This is a genomic window from Nocardia sp. NPDC059240 (assembly GCF_042753865.1).
Taxonomy (GTDB): Bacteria; Actinomycetota; Actinomycetes; order Mycobacteriales; family Mycobacteriaceae; genus Nocardia.
Genome location: NZ_JBHZAC010000002.1, coordinates 937,906 through 953,347, shown reverse-complemented (window position 1 = coordinate 953,347; position 15,442 = coordinate 937,906). Strand labels below are relative to the sequence as shown.

Sequence of the window (15,442 nt, the reverse complement as noted above, 5' to 3'; positions counted from 1 at the left end):
TCATGCGCGATTTCGCCTGCCCCCACTGTGGTCAGCAACTGGCCTTCGAGAACACCGTCTGCCTCGGTTGCGGCGGCAACCTCGGCTTCGACCTCGCCGCACGGGCTTTGCTGCTCGTCGAGCCGGACAAGCAGGCCATGTGCGCGAATCAGTACCTGGCACAGTGCAACTGGCTGGTCCCCGCGCCACCCGACGGCACCGAACCCGAGTTGTGTGAATCCTGCCGCCTCACCCGTCGTCGCCCGGCTGCCCCGGAAGGCAAGTGGCTCACCGCCTTCGGCGAGGCCGAGGCCGCCAAACGCCGCCTCGTGCTCGAACTCACCGAACTCGCCCTGCCCCTGACCGGCCTCGCCTTCGACCTGCTCTCGAGCGCCGAGGACCCGGTCATCACCGGCCACGCCGACGGCGTCATCACCCTCGACCTCGCCGAGGGTGACGATCTGCATCGCGAACGCCTGCGCCTGGAGATGGACGAGCCCTACCGCACCCTGCTCGGCCACTTCCGCCACGAGATCGGCCACTACTACTTCGGGGTCCTCGTCACCGACCCGGACCGCTTCCACACCCTGTTCGGCGACCCGGCCGCCGACTACCAGCAGGCCCTCGACCGCCACTACGCCGAGGGCGCACCGCCCGGCTGGGAGAACACCCACGTCTCCCAATACGCCACCATGCACCCCGCCGAGGACTGGGCCGAAACCTTCGCCCACTACCTGCACATGCGCGACACCCTCGACACCGCAGCCGCCTTCGGATTCGCCCCCGCCGGGGCCACCCTGGAGCGCCCGCCGATCGGCGACGCCGCCTTCGACCGCCTCATCGAGCTGTGGCTACCCCTGGCCTGGGCCCTCAATATGATGAATCGCGCCATGGGCCACCGGGATTCGTATCCCTTCGTGCTGGCGGCCCCGGTTCTGGACAAAATGCGCTTCATTCACGAACTCTGCGCGTCGGCCGGGCAGGGGTGACACACTCGGACTGTGGTCCCCGCCTCCCCACCTTCCGGGCTCCTATTTCGGCCCTGTAAACTCTCGATCATCATGCAGCGGGCTCTTCTCCTCGGCCGCCGCGACGGGTTCTGATACGGACCGGCTTCCCGTCGCGGGGCTTCGCCGCGCCGGTCTACCCCACACCTGGGATCCAGCCACACCCTCGGAGATAAATCGCCATGTCACCCGCTGACGCTTTCGTATCCGGTACGCGCACCATCACCGCGCCGTCCAAGCCTGCGCCCGCCGACCAACCGGCCTGGAACACGCAGAAGAACTCCTCGATGCCGGTATTCCGGTACCGCCCGTTCGCCGAAGAGGTCGAGCCGGTCACCGTGCCGGACCGCACCTGGCCGGACAAGATCATCGATGTCGCCCCCGGCTGGTGTGCCGTGGACCTGCGCGACGGCAACCAGGCGCTGATCGACCCGATGAGCCCCGCCCGCAAGCGCCGCATGTTCGACCTGCTGGTGCGGATGGGCTACAAGGAGATCGAGGTCGGCTTCCCGTCCGCCTCGCAGACCGACTTCGATTTCGTCCGCGAGATCATCGAGGACGGCGCGATCCCGCACGACGTCACCATCCAGGTGCTGACCCAGTCGCGCGCCGAGCTGATCGAGCGCACCTTCGAGGCCTGCGCCGGCGCGACCAATGTGATCGTGCACTTCTACAACTCGACCTCGATCCTGCAGCGCAAGGTCGTGTTCCGCGCCGACCGCGCCGCCGTCAAGAAGATCGCCACCGACGCCGCCACGCTGTGCCTGGAGGTCGAGAAGCGCTACCCGGACACCAACTGGCGCTACGAGTACAGCCCGGAGTCCTACACCGGCACCGAGCTGGACTACGCCCGCGAGGTGTGCGACGCGGTCTCCGAGATCATTCAGCCCACGCCGCAGAAGCCGCTGATCATCAACCTGCCCGCGACCGTGGAGATGGCGACGCCCAACGTCTACGCCGACTCCATCGAGTGGATGCACCGCAACCTGGCCCGCCGCGACTCCATCGTGCTGTCGCTGCACCCGCACAACGACCGCGGCACCGCCGTGGCCGCCGCGGAACTGGGCTACCAGGCCGGCGCGGACCGCATCGAGGGCTGCCTGTTCGGCAACGGCGAGCGCACCGGCAATGTCTGCCTGGTCACGCTGGGCATGAACATGTTCTCCCGCGGCATCGACCCGCAGATCGACTTCTCCAACATCGACGAGATCCGGCGCACGGTCGAGTACTGCAACCAGCTGCCCGTCGCCGAGCGTCACCCGTACGGCGGTGACCTGGTCTACACGGCGTTCTCCGGCTCGCACCAGGACGCCATCAACAAGGGCCTGGACGCCATGAAGGCCGCCGCCGACGCGCAGGGCGCGGACGTCGATGACATCGTGTGGGAGGTCCCGTACCTGCCCATCGACCCGAAGGACGTCGGCCGCACGTACGAGGCTGTCATCCGGGTGAATTCGCAGTCCGGCAAGGGCGGCGTGGCCTACATCATGAAGACCGATCACGGGCTGGTGCTGCCGCGCCGCCTGCAGATCGAGTTCTCGCAGGCCGTGCAGAAGATCACCGACGGCGAGGGCGGCGAGGTCACCCCGAAGGAGATGTGGGACGTCTTCTCCGAGGAGTACCTGACCCCGATCCTGCCGCTGGAGCGCATCCGCCAGAAGGTCACCGCCTCGGAGATCGACGGCGGCGTCGACCACATCGAGGCCGTGGTCAAGGTGAACGGTGTCGAACAGGCCATCTCCGGTGAGGGCAACGGCCCGCTGGCCGCCTTCGTCGACGCCCTGGCCACCATCGACTACGACGTGCGGGTGCTGGACTACAGCGAGCACGCCATGTCCTCGGGTGACGACGCCCAGGCCGCCGCGTACGTCGAGGTCGCCATCGGCGACCAGGTGACGTGGGGTGTCGGCATCGCCACCTCGATCACCACCGCCTCGCTGCGCGCGGTGGTCTCCGCAGTCAACCGCTCGGCCCGCAAGGGCTGAGTGAAACCGCAGGTAGGAGAGCCCGTCTCGACGTTGTCGAGGCGGGCTCACCACGTCTTGAGGGCTCGGAAATGCTAGCGTTGGGACGCAATAGCGCCGCCGAGCTCTCTGTTCGAGCTGTCGAGCAGATGGGGGACACGTGACTACGAACGATCAGAATTCGACCTCGAAGCCTGTCAAGGGCGCGGGGGACGCCGACGACCCCGTGAAGGTGGCCGACGTCGAGGCCGAGCGAGACGGGGCGCAGGCGGACGGGCACGCCGAGGCCAGGGGCGCGAGCGATGTCGAGGACCAGGCGGCCGGGTTCTTCCCGCCGGTACCGGATTCCATGGACCAGACCGTGCATCTGGCCGGTGGCCCCGGTGGCCCCGGCCCGGGGCAGAACCCGTTCACCGTGCCCGGTGGCCCCTTCGCGGGTCCGGGCGGACCGGAAGGCTTCAACCCCTTCGCGCCCGGCGGTCCCGGACCTTACGGTCCGCCGGGCTTCCAGGCCCCCGGCGGCTTCCCGCCGCCGGATGCCGGGCAATTCGCGCCGCCGCCGAATCCCGGTGCGCCGAACGGCTTTCCGCAGCCGGGGGCACCGCTGGGTGAGGTGGTGGATCACACGCCGTACGGCGAGATCCGCCAGGAGATCGGCAGCGACGGCATGGTCCGGCGCGTATTCGCCGAGAACGGCGCCCCGGTCGAGGGCCAAAACCCCATGGAGCCGGGACATTTCGGGGGACCCGGGCAGCCGGGACAGTTCGCGCCGGCCAATGATCAGCCGGGCGGGCCGATCTACAGCTGGTCGCCGCCCCCGGCCGCGCCGCCGCAGCAGCAGTCGCAGCCGCAGCCCCAGGTCGGGTTCCAGCCCGGCTGGAATCCGCAGCAGCAGCAGGGTTTTCCGCAGCAGCCGGGCGGGTTCGGGCAGCAGCCGGGTTTCGGCCAGCAGATGCCGCCGGGACACTCGGTCAATGATCTGAACCTGTTGAAGCGGGCCAAGCGGGCGCCGCGCAGCGGGTGGCGGCGCGCCGTGCACAAGGCGTCCGGCGGTTCCATCAACCCGGGTGAGTCGGCCGCGGATGTGGTGTACCGGCAGCTGGTGGACCGGGTGAACCAGCCGGTGCGCGGGGACTACCGGATCGCCATCCTGTCGCTCAAGGGCGGCGTCGGAAAGACCACCACCACGGTCGGACTCGGCTCCACCTTCGCCTCGCTGCGCGGTGACCGGGTGATCGCCATCGACGCCAATCCGGACCTCGGGACGCTGGCGCACCGGGTGCCCCGGCAGACCCGCTCCACGGTGCGAAACCTGTTGGAGGACGGGCACATCAGCCGGTACTCGGATGTGCGGGCACATACCTCGCAAGCTCCGAGTCGGCTGGAAGTGCTGGCGTCCGAACAGGATCCGGCGGTGTCGGAGGCCTTCTCGGAGGCCGACTACCGCAAGGCCATCGGCATCCTGCAGCAGTTCTACAACATCATCCTCACCGACTGCGGCACCGGCCTGATGCACTCGGCCATGTCCGGGGTGCTGGATATGGCGAGCTCGCTGGTGCTGGTCACCTCCCCGGCCATCGACGGCGCGCGCAGCGCCTCGGCGACGCTGGACTGGCTCGACCACCACGGCTACCACAAGCTGGTGGAGCGAACCGTGGTGGTGGTCAACGCTTCTCGTAAGGGATCCTCGACGGTCGACCTGGATCAGCTGCGCAAGCTGTTCCTGGACCGCACCCGCGCGGTGCAGGTGGTGCCGTTCGACGATCACCTGGCCGAGGGCGCGGAGATCGACCTGGAACTGGTCGGCAAGCCGACCCGGCGCGCACTGCTGGAGCTGGCCGCCATGGTGGCCGACGACTTCGGCTATCACGCTGCCGCGCAAGGGTTCCCGCCGGGCCAGGGCCAGGGCGGCTATCCGCAGCAGCCCCCGCAGGGTGGCGGTTACCCGCCGCAGCAGCAGGGCGGCTTCCAGCCGCAGGGCTGACCGAGCACCGAAAAGCCCCGCAGTTCAATCGAACCGCGGGGCTTTCTCGTACCTTGCTCAGCCCTTGACCAGCGGAGCCAGCGCACCACCGGCGAGCTCGACGGCGCCCTCCTCGTGGCCGTTGGTCACCATGTTGACGATGATCCCGTCGATGCCCTGATCGAGCACGCGGGACTGGATCTGCTCGGCGACCTCGTCCGGGGTACCGACGAACTGCCGGTCGGCGGGCGTCTTGCGCAGTTCCTCGGTCGGGATGGCCGACAGGTCGGAGATGCCGATGCGGGCCAGCATGTCGGCCTGGGTCTTGCGGGCGCGATCGCCGTCCTCGTCCACGATGACGAAGGCCAGGAAGCTGGTTTCCAGGGTCTTCGGGTCGCGGCCCGCCTCGTCCAGCCGGGCATTCAGGGCCTCGAGCTTGCGGGGGAGTTCGGAGGCATTGCAGATGATGTTGAGGTGGTCGGCGAAGCGTGCCGCCAGCCCGAACGTCTTCTTCTCACCGCCGCCGCCGAGCATGATCGGCAGGTCGTCGCGTACTCGCGGCTCGTTCATGGCGTCCTGGGTGCGATACCACTTGCCGTCGAAGGTGGAGTGCTGCCCGCGCAGCATCGGGGTGATGATCTCGAGCGCCTCCTCCAGCTTCTCGAATCGCTCGGTGAAGGTGCCGAAGTCGTAGCCGTACGCCTGGTGCTCGAGTTCGAACCAGCCCGCCCCGATGCCCAGCACCGCGCGGCCCCGGCTCACCACATCGAGCGTGGTGACGGTCTTCGCGGTGAGGGCCGGGTTCCGGTAGGTATTGCCGGTCACCAAGGCGGACAACTGGATTCGCTCGGTCGAGGCGGCCAGGCCGGACAGCGCGCTGTACGCCTCCAGCATCGGCTCCTCGGGCGCGCCCAGCAACGGCAGCTGATAGAAGTGGTCCATCACGAAGGCCGCGTCGAAACCCGCCGCCTCCGCCTCGCGCGCCTGCGCCACCACCGCCGGGAACAAGTCCCGCGGCGCGACCCCGTAGCTGAAGTTCGGCATCTGATACCCGAGTCGAATGCTCATAGCGCCCACGCTAGGACCTGGAGTGCACTCCAAGTCAACCTGTCGATCCGAGTGTTCAGCTATTCGTTGCACGCCGGGCCGCGGCCTGGAACGCGGCGATGACCATGGCGACCGCGGGGCGTTTGTGGGCGTGCGGGCGCGTCGCCAGATCGTAGACCCGGGCGGCGCGGACACCCGCCAATCGCAGCATGACCAGATCGGGGTGGCGGACGGCGTAGCGGGGCATGAGGGCGACGGCGTAGCCGGTGGCGACCAGGGATTCGATGACGGCGAATTCGTTGAGGCGCTGCGCGATTCGGGGCTGAACGCCGGTGACGGTGGCGATCGACCGCAGTACGTCGTCGACCGGGAAGCCGGTGCGGACGCTGATCCAGGTCTCGTCGGAGAGTTCGGCGGGCACCACCGCGCCCTGCTTGGCCAGCCGATGGTCCGGGGCGACCACCACATCGATCGGTTCGCGCATCAGCACCCGGGTATCCACGCGCGGCCCGCCGAGCGCCGGAGCGCGCTCGTCCCGATGTGTGAGCACCATGTCGTAATCGGCCAGCAAACGCGGCACCTCGCCCGGCACCACGTCCTCGTCGGCCGCCACCACCTCGACGCCACTGCCCGCCAGCTCCGAGAGCACCTGCGGCAGTAACAGCGCCGCCCCCGACGGGAACAGTGCCACCCGCACCTGCCCGCGCGGCGACCCCCGATACTCGGCCATCTCCGTGACCGCCCGTTCCATGGCTTCCAGGACCTCATCGGCCCGCACCACCAGCGCCCGCCCGGCATCGGTCAGCCGCACCCGGCGGCCGTCCGGTTCGAGCAGCGCGACCCCGGCCTCCCGGGCCAGCACCTTGAGTTGCTGCGATACCGCCGAAGGCGTCATGGACAACGCCTCCGCCACCGCGGCAACCGTCCCGCGATCCGCGAGTTCCCGTAGGACACGCAACCTTTCGAGCGACATGAGCGGCCCGTCCGCGCGAACCGGGACAGGCCCTGTGGATGCGGCTACCGCCGCGTCGGGGGTAGGCGCGGTCGGCGCAGGGACGGACTCGGTCGCGGGCGCGCTGCTCCGCTCTGCCGGGTCGGTTCCCGCCCGTGGCGTCGAGTCGACGCGTCTCGCCCGGGCCGGGGTGGTTCCGGAGGCGTCGATAGGCTGCGCCGATGCGGGGGTGGCGCGGGTGACGCGACGCGGGGGCGGAACCGAGCGGGGCGGGTCTGGCTGGGGCACGGTTAAGTTCTACTACATAGTCGTTGCAGAATTATTCGATTGTGCTTACCTATTGGTGGCCGCAGGATTTTCGGTATGACCAATCGTGATCGACTGTTCGGCCTCGCCGTGGTGGTGTTGTGGGGGCTGAACTTTCTGGCCATTCATATCGGGCTGGAGCACTTCCCGCCGTTCTTCTTCGCGGGGCTGCGGTTCGCGGTGATCGCGATTCCGGTGCTGATCTTCGTGCCGCGGCCCAAGGTGCCGGTCAAGTGGCTGCTGCTCTACGGCGTGGGGTTCGGGATTCTGCAGTTCGCGTTCCTGTTCACGGCCATGCGGGCCGGCATGCCGACCGGGTTGTCCTCGCTGGTGCTGCAGTCCTCCGCGCCGTTCACCGTGCTGCTCGGGGCCGTGTTCCTGCGGGAGCGGCTGCGCGGGATCCAGTTGGCGGGCATCGCGGTGGCCATGCTGGGGATGGGGGTGATCGGCTGGGACCGTTCGCACCACGCTGCGCTGCTGCCGGTGCTGCTCACCCTGGCGGGCGGGTTGGGCTGGGCCTTCGGCAATATCGGATCGCGGTTGGCCGCAGCGGAATCCGAGGATCTCAACCCGTTGCATCTGACGCTGTGGATGGCCGTGGTGCCGCCGATTCCGATGTTCACGCTGTCGGTGCTGACCGAAGGGCCGACCACGGGCTGGAACGATCTCGTCGGGTCCTTCTCGGCGAGCGGTCTGCCCGCGCTGGCGGCGCTGGCCTACATCGTGCTGCTGGGCACCATCGCGGGCTCGGGGCTGTGGACGTATCTGATGAGTCGCTACCCGGCGGGCACGGTCGCTCCGCTGTCGCTGGCCGTGCCGGTGGTGGGGATCGCCGCCTCGTGGGCATTCTTGAACGAGACCCCGTCGGCCCTGGCGCTGCTGGGAGCCGTGATCGTCATCGTGGGCGCGTTCACCGCCACCTCGGCGGGCCGCCGCGTCGCCGAGCCGGTTCAACCCGCCGAGCCCATTCGACCCGCCGAGCCGACACGCCGCGTGGAATTCGACCCGAATCTCGCCGAGGTCTAGCCGACCATCCTGTTTGCCCGGTTTCCGTCAGGAATCCGGGCCCTCGGCATGAGAATTTCCACCCCAACCGACCATCTGTCTGCGACAGCTCCCTAGGATGCGGACCAGGCGTGGGAGGTAACGGGTATGGCAGGACAGCGTTTGTCCGTCACGCGGCGGACTGTGCTGCGTGGAGCGGTGGCGGCCGGAGCGATGGGCGCGGTGGCGGCGGGGGCCGCCCGGCGCACCAGTGCCCGGGCCGACACCGGACGTCGGGTGGCGGTGCTGGGCGGGGGTGTCGCCGGCCTGACCGCCGCGCACGAACTGGCCGAACGCGGCTTCGAGGTGACCGTCTACGAGCGGCGCGCCCTGGGCGGCAAGGCGCGCAGCATCGCGGTGCCGGGCACCGGCAAGGACGGCCGCCCGGAGCTCTGGGGCGAGCACGGCTTCCGCTTCTTCCCCGGCTTCTACCGCCATATCCCCGACACCATGCGGCGAATCCCGTTCGCGGGCAATGCGAACGGTGTGTGGGACAACCTGGTCGCGGCCGCCGAGGCCCGATTCGCGCGCAAGGACGCGGACAGCACGATCATTCCGATGGGCCGGTTCGGGAAACCCTGGGCCACCCCGGACGACTTCCGGGAGACGGTCGGTTCGGCCATCGCCACCTCGACCCGGATGGGCACCGCCGACGCCACCTACTTCGCGAACCGGCTGCTCGTCTTCAACACCAGCTGCGACGCCCGCCGCTACGGGCACTGGGACCAGGTCTCCTGGCGCGACTACGTGGGTGCGGGCCAGCGCTCCAACGAATTCCGCATGCTGCTCTCGCGCACGCTCACCACGCTGCTGGTGGCCGCGCGGGAGGACAAGGCCAGCACCCTGACCATCGGCACCATGGGCGAGCAGTTCCTGGGCAATCCGCTCGAGGTCGGCAATGACGGTGCGTTGGACCGGCTCTTGAACGGGGCCACCAACGAGGCCTGGATCGACCCGTGGGTGAACCGGCTGCGGGATCTCGGCGTCACCTTCGTCAACGCCGAGGTCCGCGGTCTGGAGCTGGACGGGGCGCGGATTTCCGGTGCGCAAGTGGTGGATTCGGCCGGATCGGCCCAGACGGTCACCGCCGACCATTTCGTGAGCGCCATGCCCGTCGAGGTGGCCCGCACCCTGTGGACACCCGAAATCCTCGCGCTGCGACCGGATTTGGCGGGCATGAACCAGCTGACGGTGGACTGGATGACCGGCATCCAGTTCTTCCTGCGCCGGACCAGCGATATCGCGCGCGGCCACGTCGCCTACGTGGACTCACCGTGGTCGTTGACCTCCATTTCGCAGGGCCAGTTCTGGAACCGGACCCCGTTCACCGGATTGGGCGACGGCACCGTGCAGGACTGCCTGTCGGTCGACATCTCCGACTGGAACACGCCGGGCATGCTCTACGGCAAGACGGCCAAGGAGTGCACCCACGACGAGATCGCGCGGGAGGTGTGGGCACAGCTCAAGGCGCACCTCAACGATCGCTCCGACCTGCTGCGCGACGACGACCTGCACTCCTGGTTCCTGGACACCGGGATCGCCTGGGATGCCGCGCAGCAGCGCAACACCAACGCCGACCCCTTGCTGATCAACACCGCGGGTTCCTGGGCGCTGCGCCCGGAATCGCACTCCGACACCCTCCAGAACCTGTATCTGGCAGGCGATTACGTGCGCACCAATGTGGACCTGGCCACCATGGAGGGCGCGTCCGAGGCGGCCCGCACGGCGGTGAACAAGCTGCTGGATGTGACCGGTTCGGATGCCGCGCGCTGCAAACTGTTCACGCTCTACCGCGCGGAGGTGCTGGAACCGTTCCGGCAACTGGACATCGCCCGGTATTCGGCCGGGCAGCCGAATATGTTCGACGCCTAGGGAATTCCTCACACCGGCGCAAAATCGCTGGTGCGTACGGGTGCCGGGCGCGTTGAATCGAGTCATGAGCGAGATCAGCGACCCGGCCCAGCTGCGTGAACTCCTCGGCGAGCCCGGCCCGCGGGCCGTCAGCAAGGAGCGCGTCGCACTGCACCCGCGCGACAAGCAGTGGATCGCCAACTCCCCGTTCATCGTGCTGTCCACCAGCGACGCCGACGGGAACTGCGATGCCTCGCCGAAGGGCGATCCGGCCGGTTTCGTGAAGGTGCTCGACGACCACACCATCGTGATCCCCGAACGCCCCGGCAATCGCCGTGCCGACGGCTACCTCAACATCCTGTCCAATCCGCATGTGGGCGTGCTGTTCCTGATCCCCACCCGCGGGGAGACGTTGCGCGTCAACGGCCGCGCCCGGCTGCTGAGCGACGCACCGTATTTCGACGACATGGTGGTCAAGGGCCATCGCCCGATCCTGGCCATCGAGATCGCCATCGAGCAGATCTTCTTCCACTGCGCCAAGGCCATGCTGCGCAGCGACCTGTGGAAGCCGGAGCGCTGGGCCGAATTCGATTTCCCGACCCAGGCCCGCCTGGTCAAGGAGTTGCAGCCCGCCACCGCGGAATCCGTGGAACAGCTCGAGGACTACTACACCAACCAGTACCAGGCGCTGCTCTACAAGAGCTGACTGCGGCCGGCGTCACCCCGCCCGCCGCACCCGCTACCGCGCCATCCCAATAAACTCGCGGCGTGGCAGACATTTCGATGCGGGGACAGCTGGCGTTGCGGGCGGCGACGGCCGCGTCCTGGGCGTCGCGGCGGGCCGGGCGCGGCAACGGTTCCATGATCGGCGGGCTGATCGCGCTGAAGATCGACCCCTCGCTCATGACGCAGTTGGGTCGCGGCAAGCGCACGGTGCTGGTCACCGGCACCAACGGCAAGTCGACCACGACCCGGATGACCACGGCCGCGCTACAGACGCTCGGCCGGGTCGCCACCCAGGCCGACGGCGCGAACATGGACGCGGGCATCGTGGCCGCGCTCACCGCACACCGCACCGCGCCGCTGGCGGCCATCGAGGTCGACGAGCTGCATCTGCCGCATGTGGCCGACGCGCTCAACCCCTCGGTCGTGGTGCTGCTGAACCTCTCCCGGGACCAGCTCGACCGGGTCGGCGAGATCAATATGATCGAGCGCCGGCTGCGCGAGGGCATGGCCCGGCATCCCGCGGCCGTGCTGATCGCCAACTGTGACGACGTGCTGATCACCTCCATCGCCTACGACCACCCGAATGTGGTGTGGGTGTCGGCCGGTAGCGGCTGGGCGGTGGACGCCACCAGCTGCCCGCGCAGCGGCGAGCCCATCGTGTGGGAGGGCGAGCACTGGTACAGCACGGGTGCGGATTTCAAGCGCCCCGAACCGCAGTGGCGGGTCGACGAGCAGGGGCTGCACGGGCCGGACGGCCTGGAAATCCCGCTCTCCCTTGCCCTTCCGGGGCGGGCCAATCGCGGCAACGCGGCGCAGGCCGTGGCCGCCGCGGTCGCACTGGGTGCGGATCCCGTCAAGGCCGCGGCGGCCACCGGCACCGTGCGCGAGATCGCGGGCCGCTACCGCAGCATCGATGTGGACGGCCGCAATACCCGCATGCTGCTGGCCAAGAATCCGGCGGGCTGGCAGGAAGCGCTGTCCATGATCGACCCGGCCGCAACGGGTTTGGTGATCGCGGTCAACGGCCAGGTGCCCGACGGCGAGGACCTGTCCTGGCTGTGGGATGTGCGCTTCGAGCACTTCGAGGGCACCCAGGTGGTGGCCGCCGGTGAGCGTGCCACCGATCTGGCGGTGCGCCTGACCTACGCGGGCGTCGAGCACATCACCGTCGCGGATCCCTTGCGCGCCATCGCCTCCTGCCCGCCGGGCCGGGTGGAAGTGCTGGCCAACTACACCGCGTTCCGCGACCTGAACCGCGATCTGGAGACGGGGACCAAGGCATGAGCGAATCCACCGTCCGCATCGGTCTCGTCCTGCCCGATGTGATGGGCACCTACGGCGACGGCGGCAATGCCGTGGTGCTGCGCCAGCGGGCCCGCATGCGCGGCTACGACGCCGAGATCATCGAAATCCCGCTCACCGAGCCGGTTCCCAACTCGCTGGACGTGTACACCCTCGGCGGCGCGGAGGATTCGGCCCAGCGGCTCGCCACCCGGCACCTGCAGCGCTACCCGGGGCTGCAGGAGGCCGCCGGGCGCGGTGCGCCGGTGCTGGCCATCTGCGCGGCCATCCAGGTGCTCGGCCACTGGTACGAGACGTCTTCCGGCGAACGGGTCGACGGCGTCGGCCTTTTCGACGTCACCACCTCGCCGCAGGACAAGCGTGCCATCGGCGAGGTCGCCACCCAGCCGATGATTCCGGGCCTCTCCGCGGCCCTCACCGGCTTCGAAAACCACCGTGGCGGAACCAAGCTCGGCGGCGACGCCAAACCACTGGGACGCGTCACCAAGGGCGTCGGCAACGGGGTCGGCGACGGCCTCGAAGGCGTCATCCAGGGTTCGGTGCTCGGCACCTACATGCACGGCCCGGCGCTGGCCCGCAATCCCGAGCTCGCCGATTACCTGCTGTGCCGCGCCCTGGGCGTGGATTCCCTTGCACCACTGGATCTCCCGGAGGTCGAACAGCTCCGGCGCGAACGGCTGCGGGCCTGAACAAGAAATAGCCGTTGGGCATATCCGGGAGTCTCTTCTCGACGAAGGTGTTGAGGCCCGGTCGGCTGACCGGTAATCTCGCGCGCGGCCATGGTCGATGAGGGAGGTGGCCGGTTGCGTAGACGCGCCGTGCTCAAGGCTGCCGGGATGGCGGCTCTGCTGGCGGGTGTCGGAACGGGTGCCGCCTACCGCGGCGCCGGAACCGCGTCCGCCGATCCGCTGTGGAACACGCTGTTCCAGGCGTGGGTGCCGGAAATCTTCGCGCCGCTACCGGATCCGCCGGAACACAGCGAAGCCATCGTCATCGGCTCCGGTTTCGGCGCCGCGGTCACCGCACTGCGCCTCGCCGAGGCGGGCGTGCAGAACACCGTGCTCGAACGCGGTTCGCGTTGGCCCAACGATCCCTGGCGCGAGATCTTCACCGGCGACGACCTGCCCGACGGGCGCGGCTTCTGGCATCGCACCAGCTTCACCGGTGTCAACAAGGTCCCCATGCCGTGCGGCGATTTCGGTGGCGTGCTGGATGTCACCCAGTACCCCGGCATCGACGTGTGGCGGGCCGCGGCGGTCGGCGGCGGGTCGATCGTGTTCACCGGCGCCATGGTCGCGCCGCCGAAGCACCTGTTCGACCAGGTCTTCGGGGGCGTGGTCAACTTCGACGAACTGGATTCGGTCTACTACCCGCGGGTCCGGCAGATGCTGCGGCTGTCCACCATGCCGCAGGACGTGTACGACTCCGCGCCCTTCGCCCATTCCCGGGTGTGGGATCAGCAGGTGCGGGCCGCGGGATACGAACCGCAGGCCAATGATTCGATCTTCAACTGGGATGTGGTCCGCTCCGAGCTCTCGGGCGGCAGCCGCCCGTCGTCGACGGCCTCGCGCAGCAATCTCGGAAACTCCAACGGCGCCAAGTTCGATCTGAACCAGAACTATCTGCGCTATGCCGAGGGCACCGGCCGCTCGGCCGTCTTCCCGGGCCACCGCGTCGACACCATCGGCCAGGACGGCAGCGGCAAGTACGTGGTCGCGGTGAGCAAGCTGTCCCCGGCCGGTCAGGTGCTGCGCACCCGCACCCTCACCTGCGATCGCCTGTTCCTGGGCGCGGGCTCGGTCGGTACCTCCGAACTGCTGGTGCGCGCGCAGGCCACCGGTGCGCTGCCGAATCTCAACGAGCATGTCGGCGACGGCTGGGGCACCAACGGCGATGTGGTGCTGGCCCGCAGCATCAGCTCGCTGTCGGCCACCGGCGGCGGCGTGCCCAGCGCCAGCCGCATCTTCGACGATGCGGGCATGCCGCTGCATCTCGAAAGCTGGTACGTGCCGGGCATTCCGGTGGACACCGGCGCGATCGCCTCGCTGGGCATCGTGCTGGATCCGACCCGGGCCCGCTTCGGCTACGACCGCGGCAGCAACGGCGTCGGCCTGAGCTGGCCGCGCGGGGCGCAGGACGCGGTGGTGGCCGCGTGCCGCGCGGTGGATCACAAGGTGGCGCAGGCCGGCGGCTCGGTGGTCGACTACTCACCGATCGCCTATGACGCGCAAGGCTTCTTCACCGCGCACCCGCTCGGCGGCGCGGTGCTGGGCCGGGCCACCGACGGCTACGGCCGCGTGGTGGGCCACCCGGGGCTTTACGTGATGGACGGCGCGGGTATCCCGGGCAGTACGGCGACGGTGAACCCATCGCTCACCATTACCGCTGTGGCCGAACGCAATATCGAGGCGATCATCCGGGCCGGGCACTAGGCCGTCTCACGACGCCCTTCCCCGGTCGTTTGCGCCGACTACGCTGGCGGGACCGTTCGATGAGGAAGGGGACGTCGTGATCGAGGCCGACGCACCGGAGGCGGGGGAGTTTCCACACAAGCCGCCCGCCCTGTGGACCGATCTGTTCATGCTCGCCCTCGCCGTGGTCTCGGTGGCGCTGGTGGTCTGGGTGACCTTCTTCCCGGTCGCCGACCAGACCTTCCGGACCATCCGGATCGTCGACTACAGCATCTGCGGCGTGTTCCTGCTCGAATTCCTGTGGCGCTGGCGGCGGGAGGGTTGGAGCTGGACCTTCCCGTTCATCTACTGGTACGAGGTGCTGGGCATGATCCCGGTCACCAGCCCGTTCTTCCGCGGCTTCCGGCTGCTGCGCATCGTGGTGATCGCGGTGCGCGTCGGCCGGGTCGCCGACCGCGCCTTCGGCGACCGGATCACCGCCGCGATCGTGAACCGTTCGGTCGGCGTGATCGTCGACGCCGTCAAACGCCCGGTCGCGGTGGCGGTGCTGGACGAGGTCGCCGAGGTGTTGCGCTGCGGCCGCTACACCCGCAATATCGCGAATGCGCTGGAGGAGAACCACTCCGAGATCGACGCGATGATCCTCGAGATCATCCGCAACGATCCCGCCCTGGGGAAGGTGCGCTACGTCCCGTTCCACGAGGAGATGATCCGCAGCGTGGCGGACGCCAGCTTCCGGGTCATCTTCCAGGTGCTCGCCGATCCGCGCACCGACGAACTGGTCGCCGATGCCTTGCGCGAGAACATCAATCAGATCCGCGACGCCGTGCATGCCGGCGAGCGGGTGGCGGAGTCGGTCGACAATCGGGTGACCCCGCGCATTCCGTGAG

The 15,442-nt window shown here is 68.9% G+C and carries 12 protein-coding genes; 10 read left to right on the top strand and 2 right to left on the bottom strand.

What is annotated here, in order from left to right:
- Positions 1–2 precede the first annotated feature (2 nt).
- From ACFXHA_RS10085 to ACFXHA_RS10075, 3 genes are all read left to right on the top strand, one after another.
- Positions 3–968, top strand: coding sequence for a putative zinc-binding metallopeptidase (locus ACFXHA_RS10085; protein WP_379354912.1), 966 nt, complete (start codon positions 3–5; stop codon positions 966–968).
- A gap of 200 nt (positions 969–1,168) precedes the next feature.
- Positions 1,169–2,971, top strand: coding sequence for a 2-isopropylmalate synthase (gene leuA / locus ACFXHA_RS10080; protein WP_379354910.1), 1,803 nt, complete (start codon positions 1,169–1,171; stop codon positions 2,969–2,971).
- A gap of 139 nt (positions 2,972–3,110) precedes the next feature.
- Positions 3,111–4,934 (top strand): MinD/ParA family protein, encoded by a 1,824-nt coding sequence (locus ACFXHA_RS10075; RefSeq protein ID WP_379354908.1) that lies wholly within the window; start codon positions 3,111–3,113, stop codon positions 4,932–4,934.
- 57 nt (positions 4,935–4,991) lie between these two features.
- Here the strand turns inward: ACFXHA_RS10075 and ACFXHA_RS10070 are convergent, their stop codons facing one another.
- On the bottom strand, positions 4,992–5,981 hold the full coding sequence (locus ACFXHA_RS10070; protein ID WP_379354906.1) for an LLM class F420-dependent oxidoreductase: 990 nt from the start codon (positions 5,979–5,981) through the stop codon (positions 4,992–4,994).
- Between the two features lie 55 nt (positions 5,982–6,036).
- A complete protein-coding gene (locus ACFXHA_RS10065) occupies positions 6,037–6,933 on the bottom strand; it encodes a LysR family transcriptional regulator (protein WP_379354904.1) in 897 nt (298 codons plus the stop codon).
- Positions 6,934–7,275: 342 nt separating this feature from the next.
- On the opposite strand from ACFXHA_RS10065, the gene ACFXHA_RS10060 reads away from it, so the two are divergent.
- The 7 genes from ACFXHA_RS10060 to ACFXHA_RS10030 all read left to right on the top strand — a co-directional run bounded on the left by ACFXHA_RS10060 (position 7,276) and on the right by ACFXHA_RS10030 (position 15,441).
- Positions 7,276–8,244 carry an EamA family transporter gene (locus tag ACFXHA_RS10060; protein WP_379354902.1) on the top strand — a complete coding sequence of 323 codons (969 nt, stop codon included), beginning with the start codon at positions 7,276–7,278 and terminating at the stop codon, positions 8,242–8,244.
- A gap of 126 nt (positions 8,245–8,370) precedes the next feature.
- Positions 8,371–10,134 (top strand): FAD-dependent oxidoreductase, encoded by a 1,764-nt coding sequence (locus ACFXHA_RS10055; RefSeq protein WP_379354900.1) that lies wholly within the window; start codon positions 8,371–8,373, stop codon positions 10,132–10,134.
- Between the two features lie 64 nt (positions 10,135–10,198).
- Complete coding sequence (locus tag ACFXHA_RS10050) at positions 10,199–10,819, top strand: pyridoxamine 5'-phosphate oxidase family protein (protein WP_379354898.1); 621 nt, start codon at positions 10,199–10,201, stop codon at positions 10,817–10,819.
- Between the two features lie 77 nt (positions 10,820–10,896).
- Complete coding sequence (locus tag ACFXHA_RS10045) at positions 10,897–12,123, top strand: MurT ligase domain-containing protein (RefSeq protein ID WP_379355063.1); 1,227 nt, start codon at positions 10,897–10,899, stop codon at positions 12,121–12,123.
- Positions 12,120–12,830 carry a type 1 glutamine amidotransferase gene (locus tag ACFXHA_RS10040; protein ID WP_379354896.1) on the top strand — a complete coding sequence of 237 codons (711 nt, stop codon included), beginning with the start codon at positions 12,120–12,122 and terminating at the stop codon, positions 12,828–12,830. Before ACFXHA_RS10045 ends, ACFXHA_RS10040 begins: the two co-directional genes overlap by 4 nt.
- A 90-nt stretch (positions 12,831–12,920) precedes the next feature.
- On the top strand, positions 12,921–14,573 hold the full coding sequence (locus tag ACFXHA_RS10035) for a GMC oxidoreductase (protein WP_379354894.1): 1,653 nt from the start codon (positions 12,921–12,923) through the stop codon (positions 14,571–14,573).
- 76 nt (positions 14,574–14,649) lie between these two features.
- Positions 14,650–15,441: an ion transporter gene (locus ACFXHA_RS10030; protein ID WP_379354892.1), complete on the top strand. Its 792-nt coding sequence runs from the start codon at positions 14,650–14,652 to the stop codon at positions 15,439–15,441.
- Position 15,442: the final 1 nt, after the last annotated feature.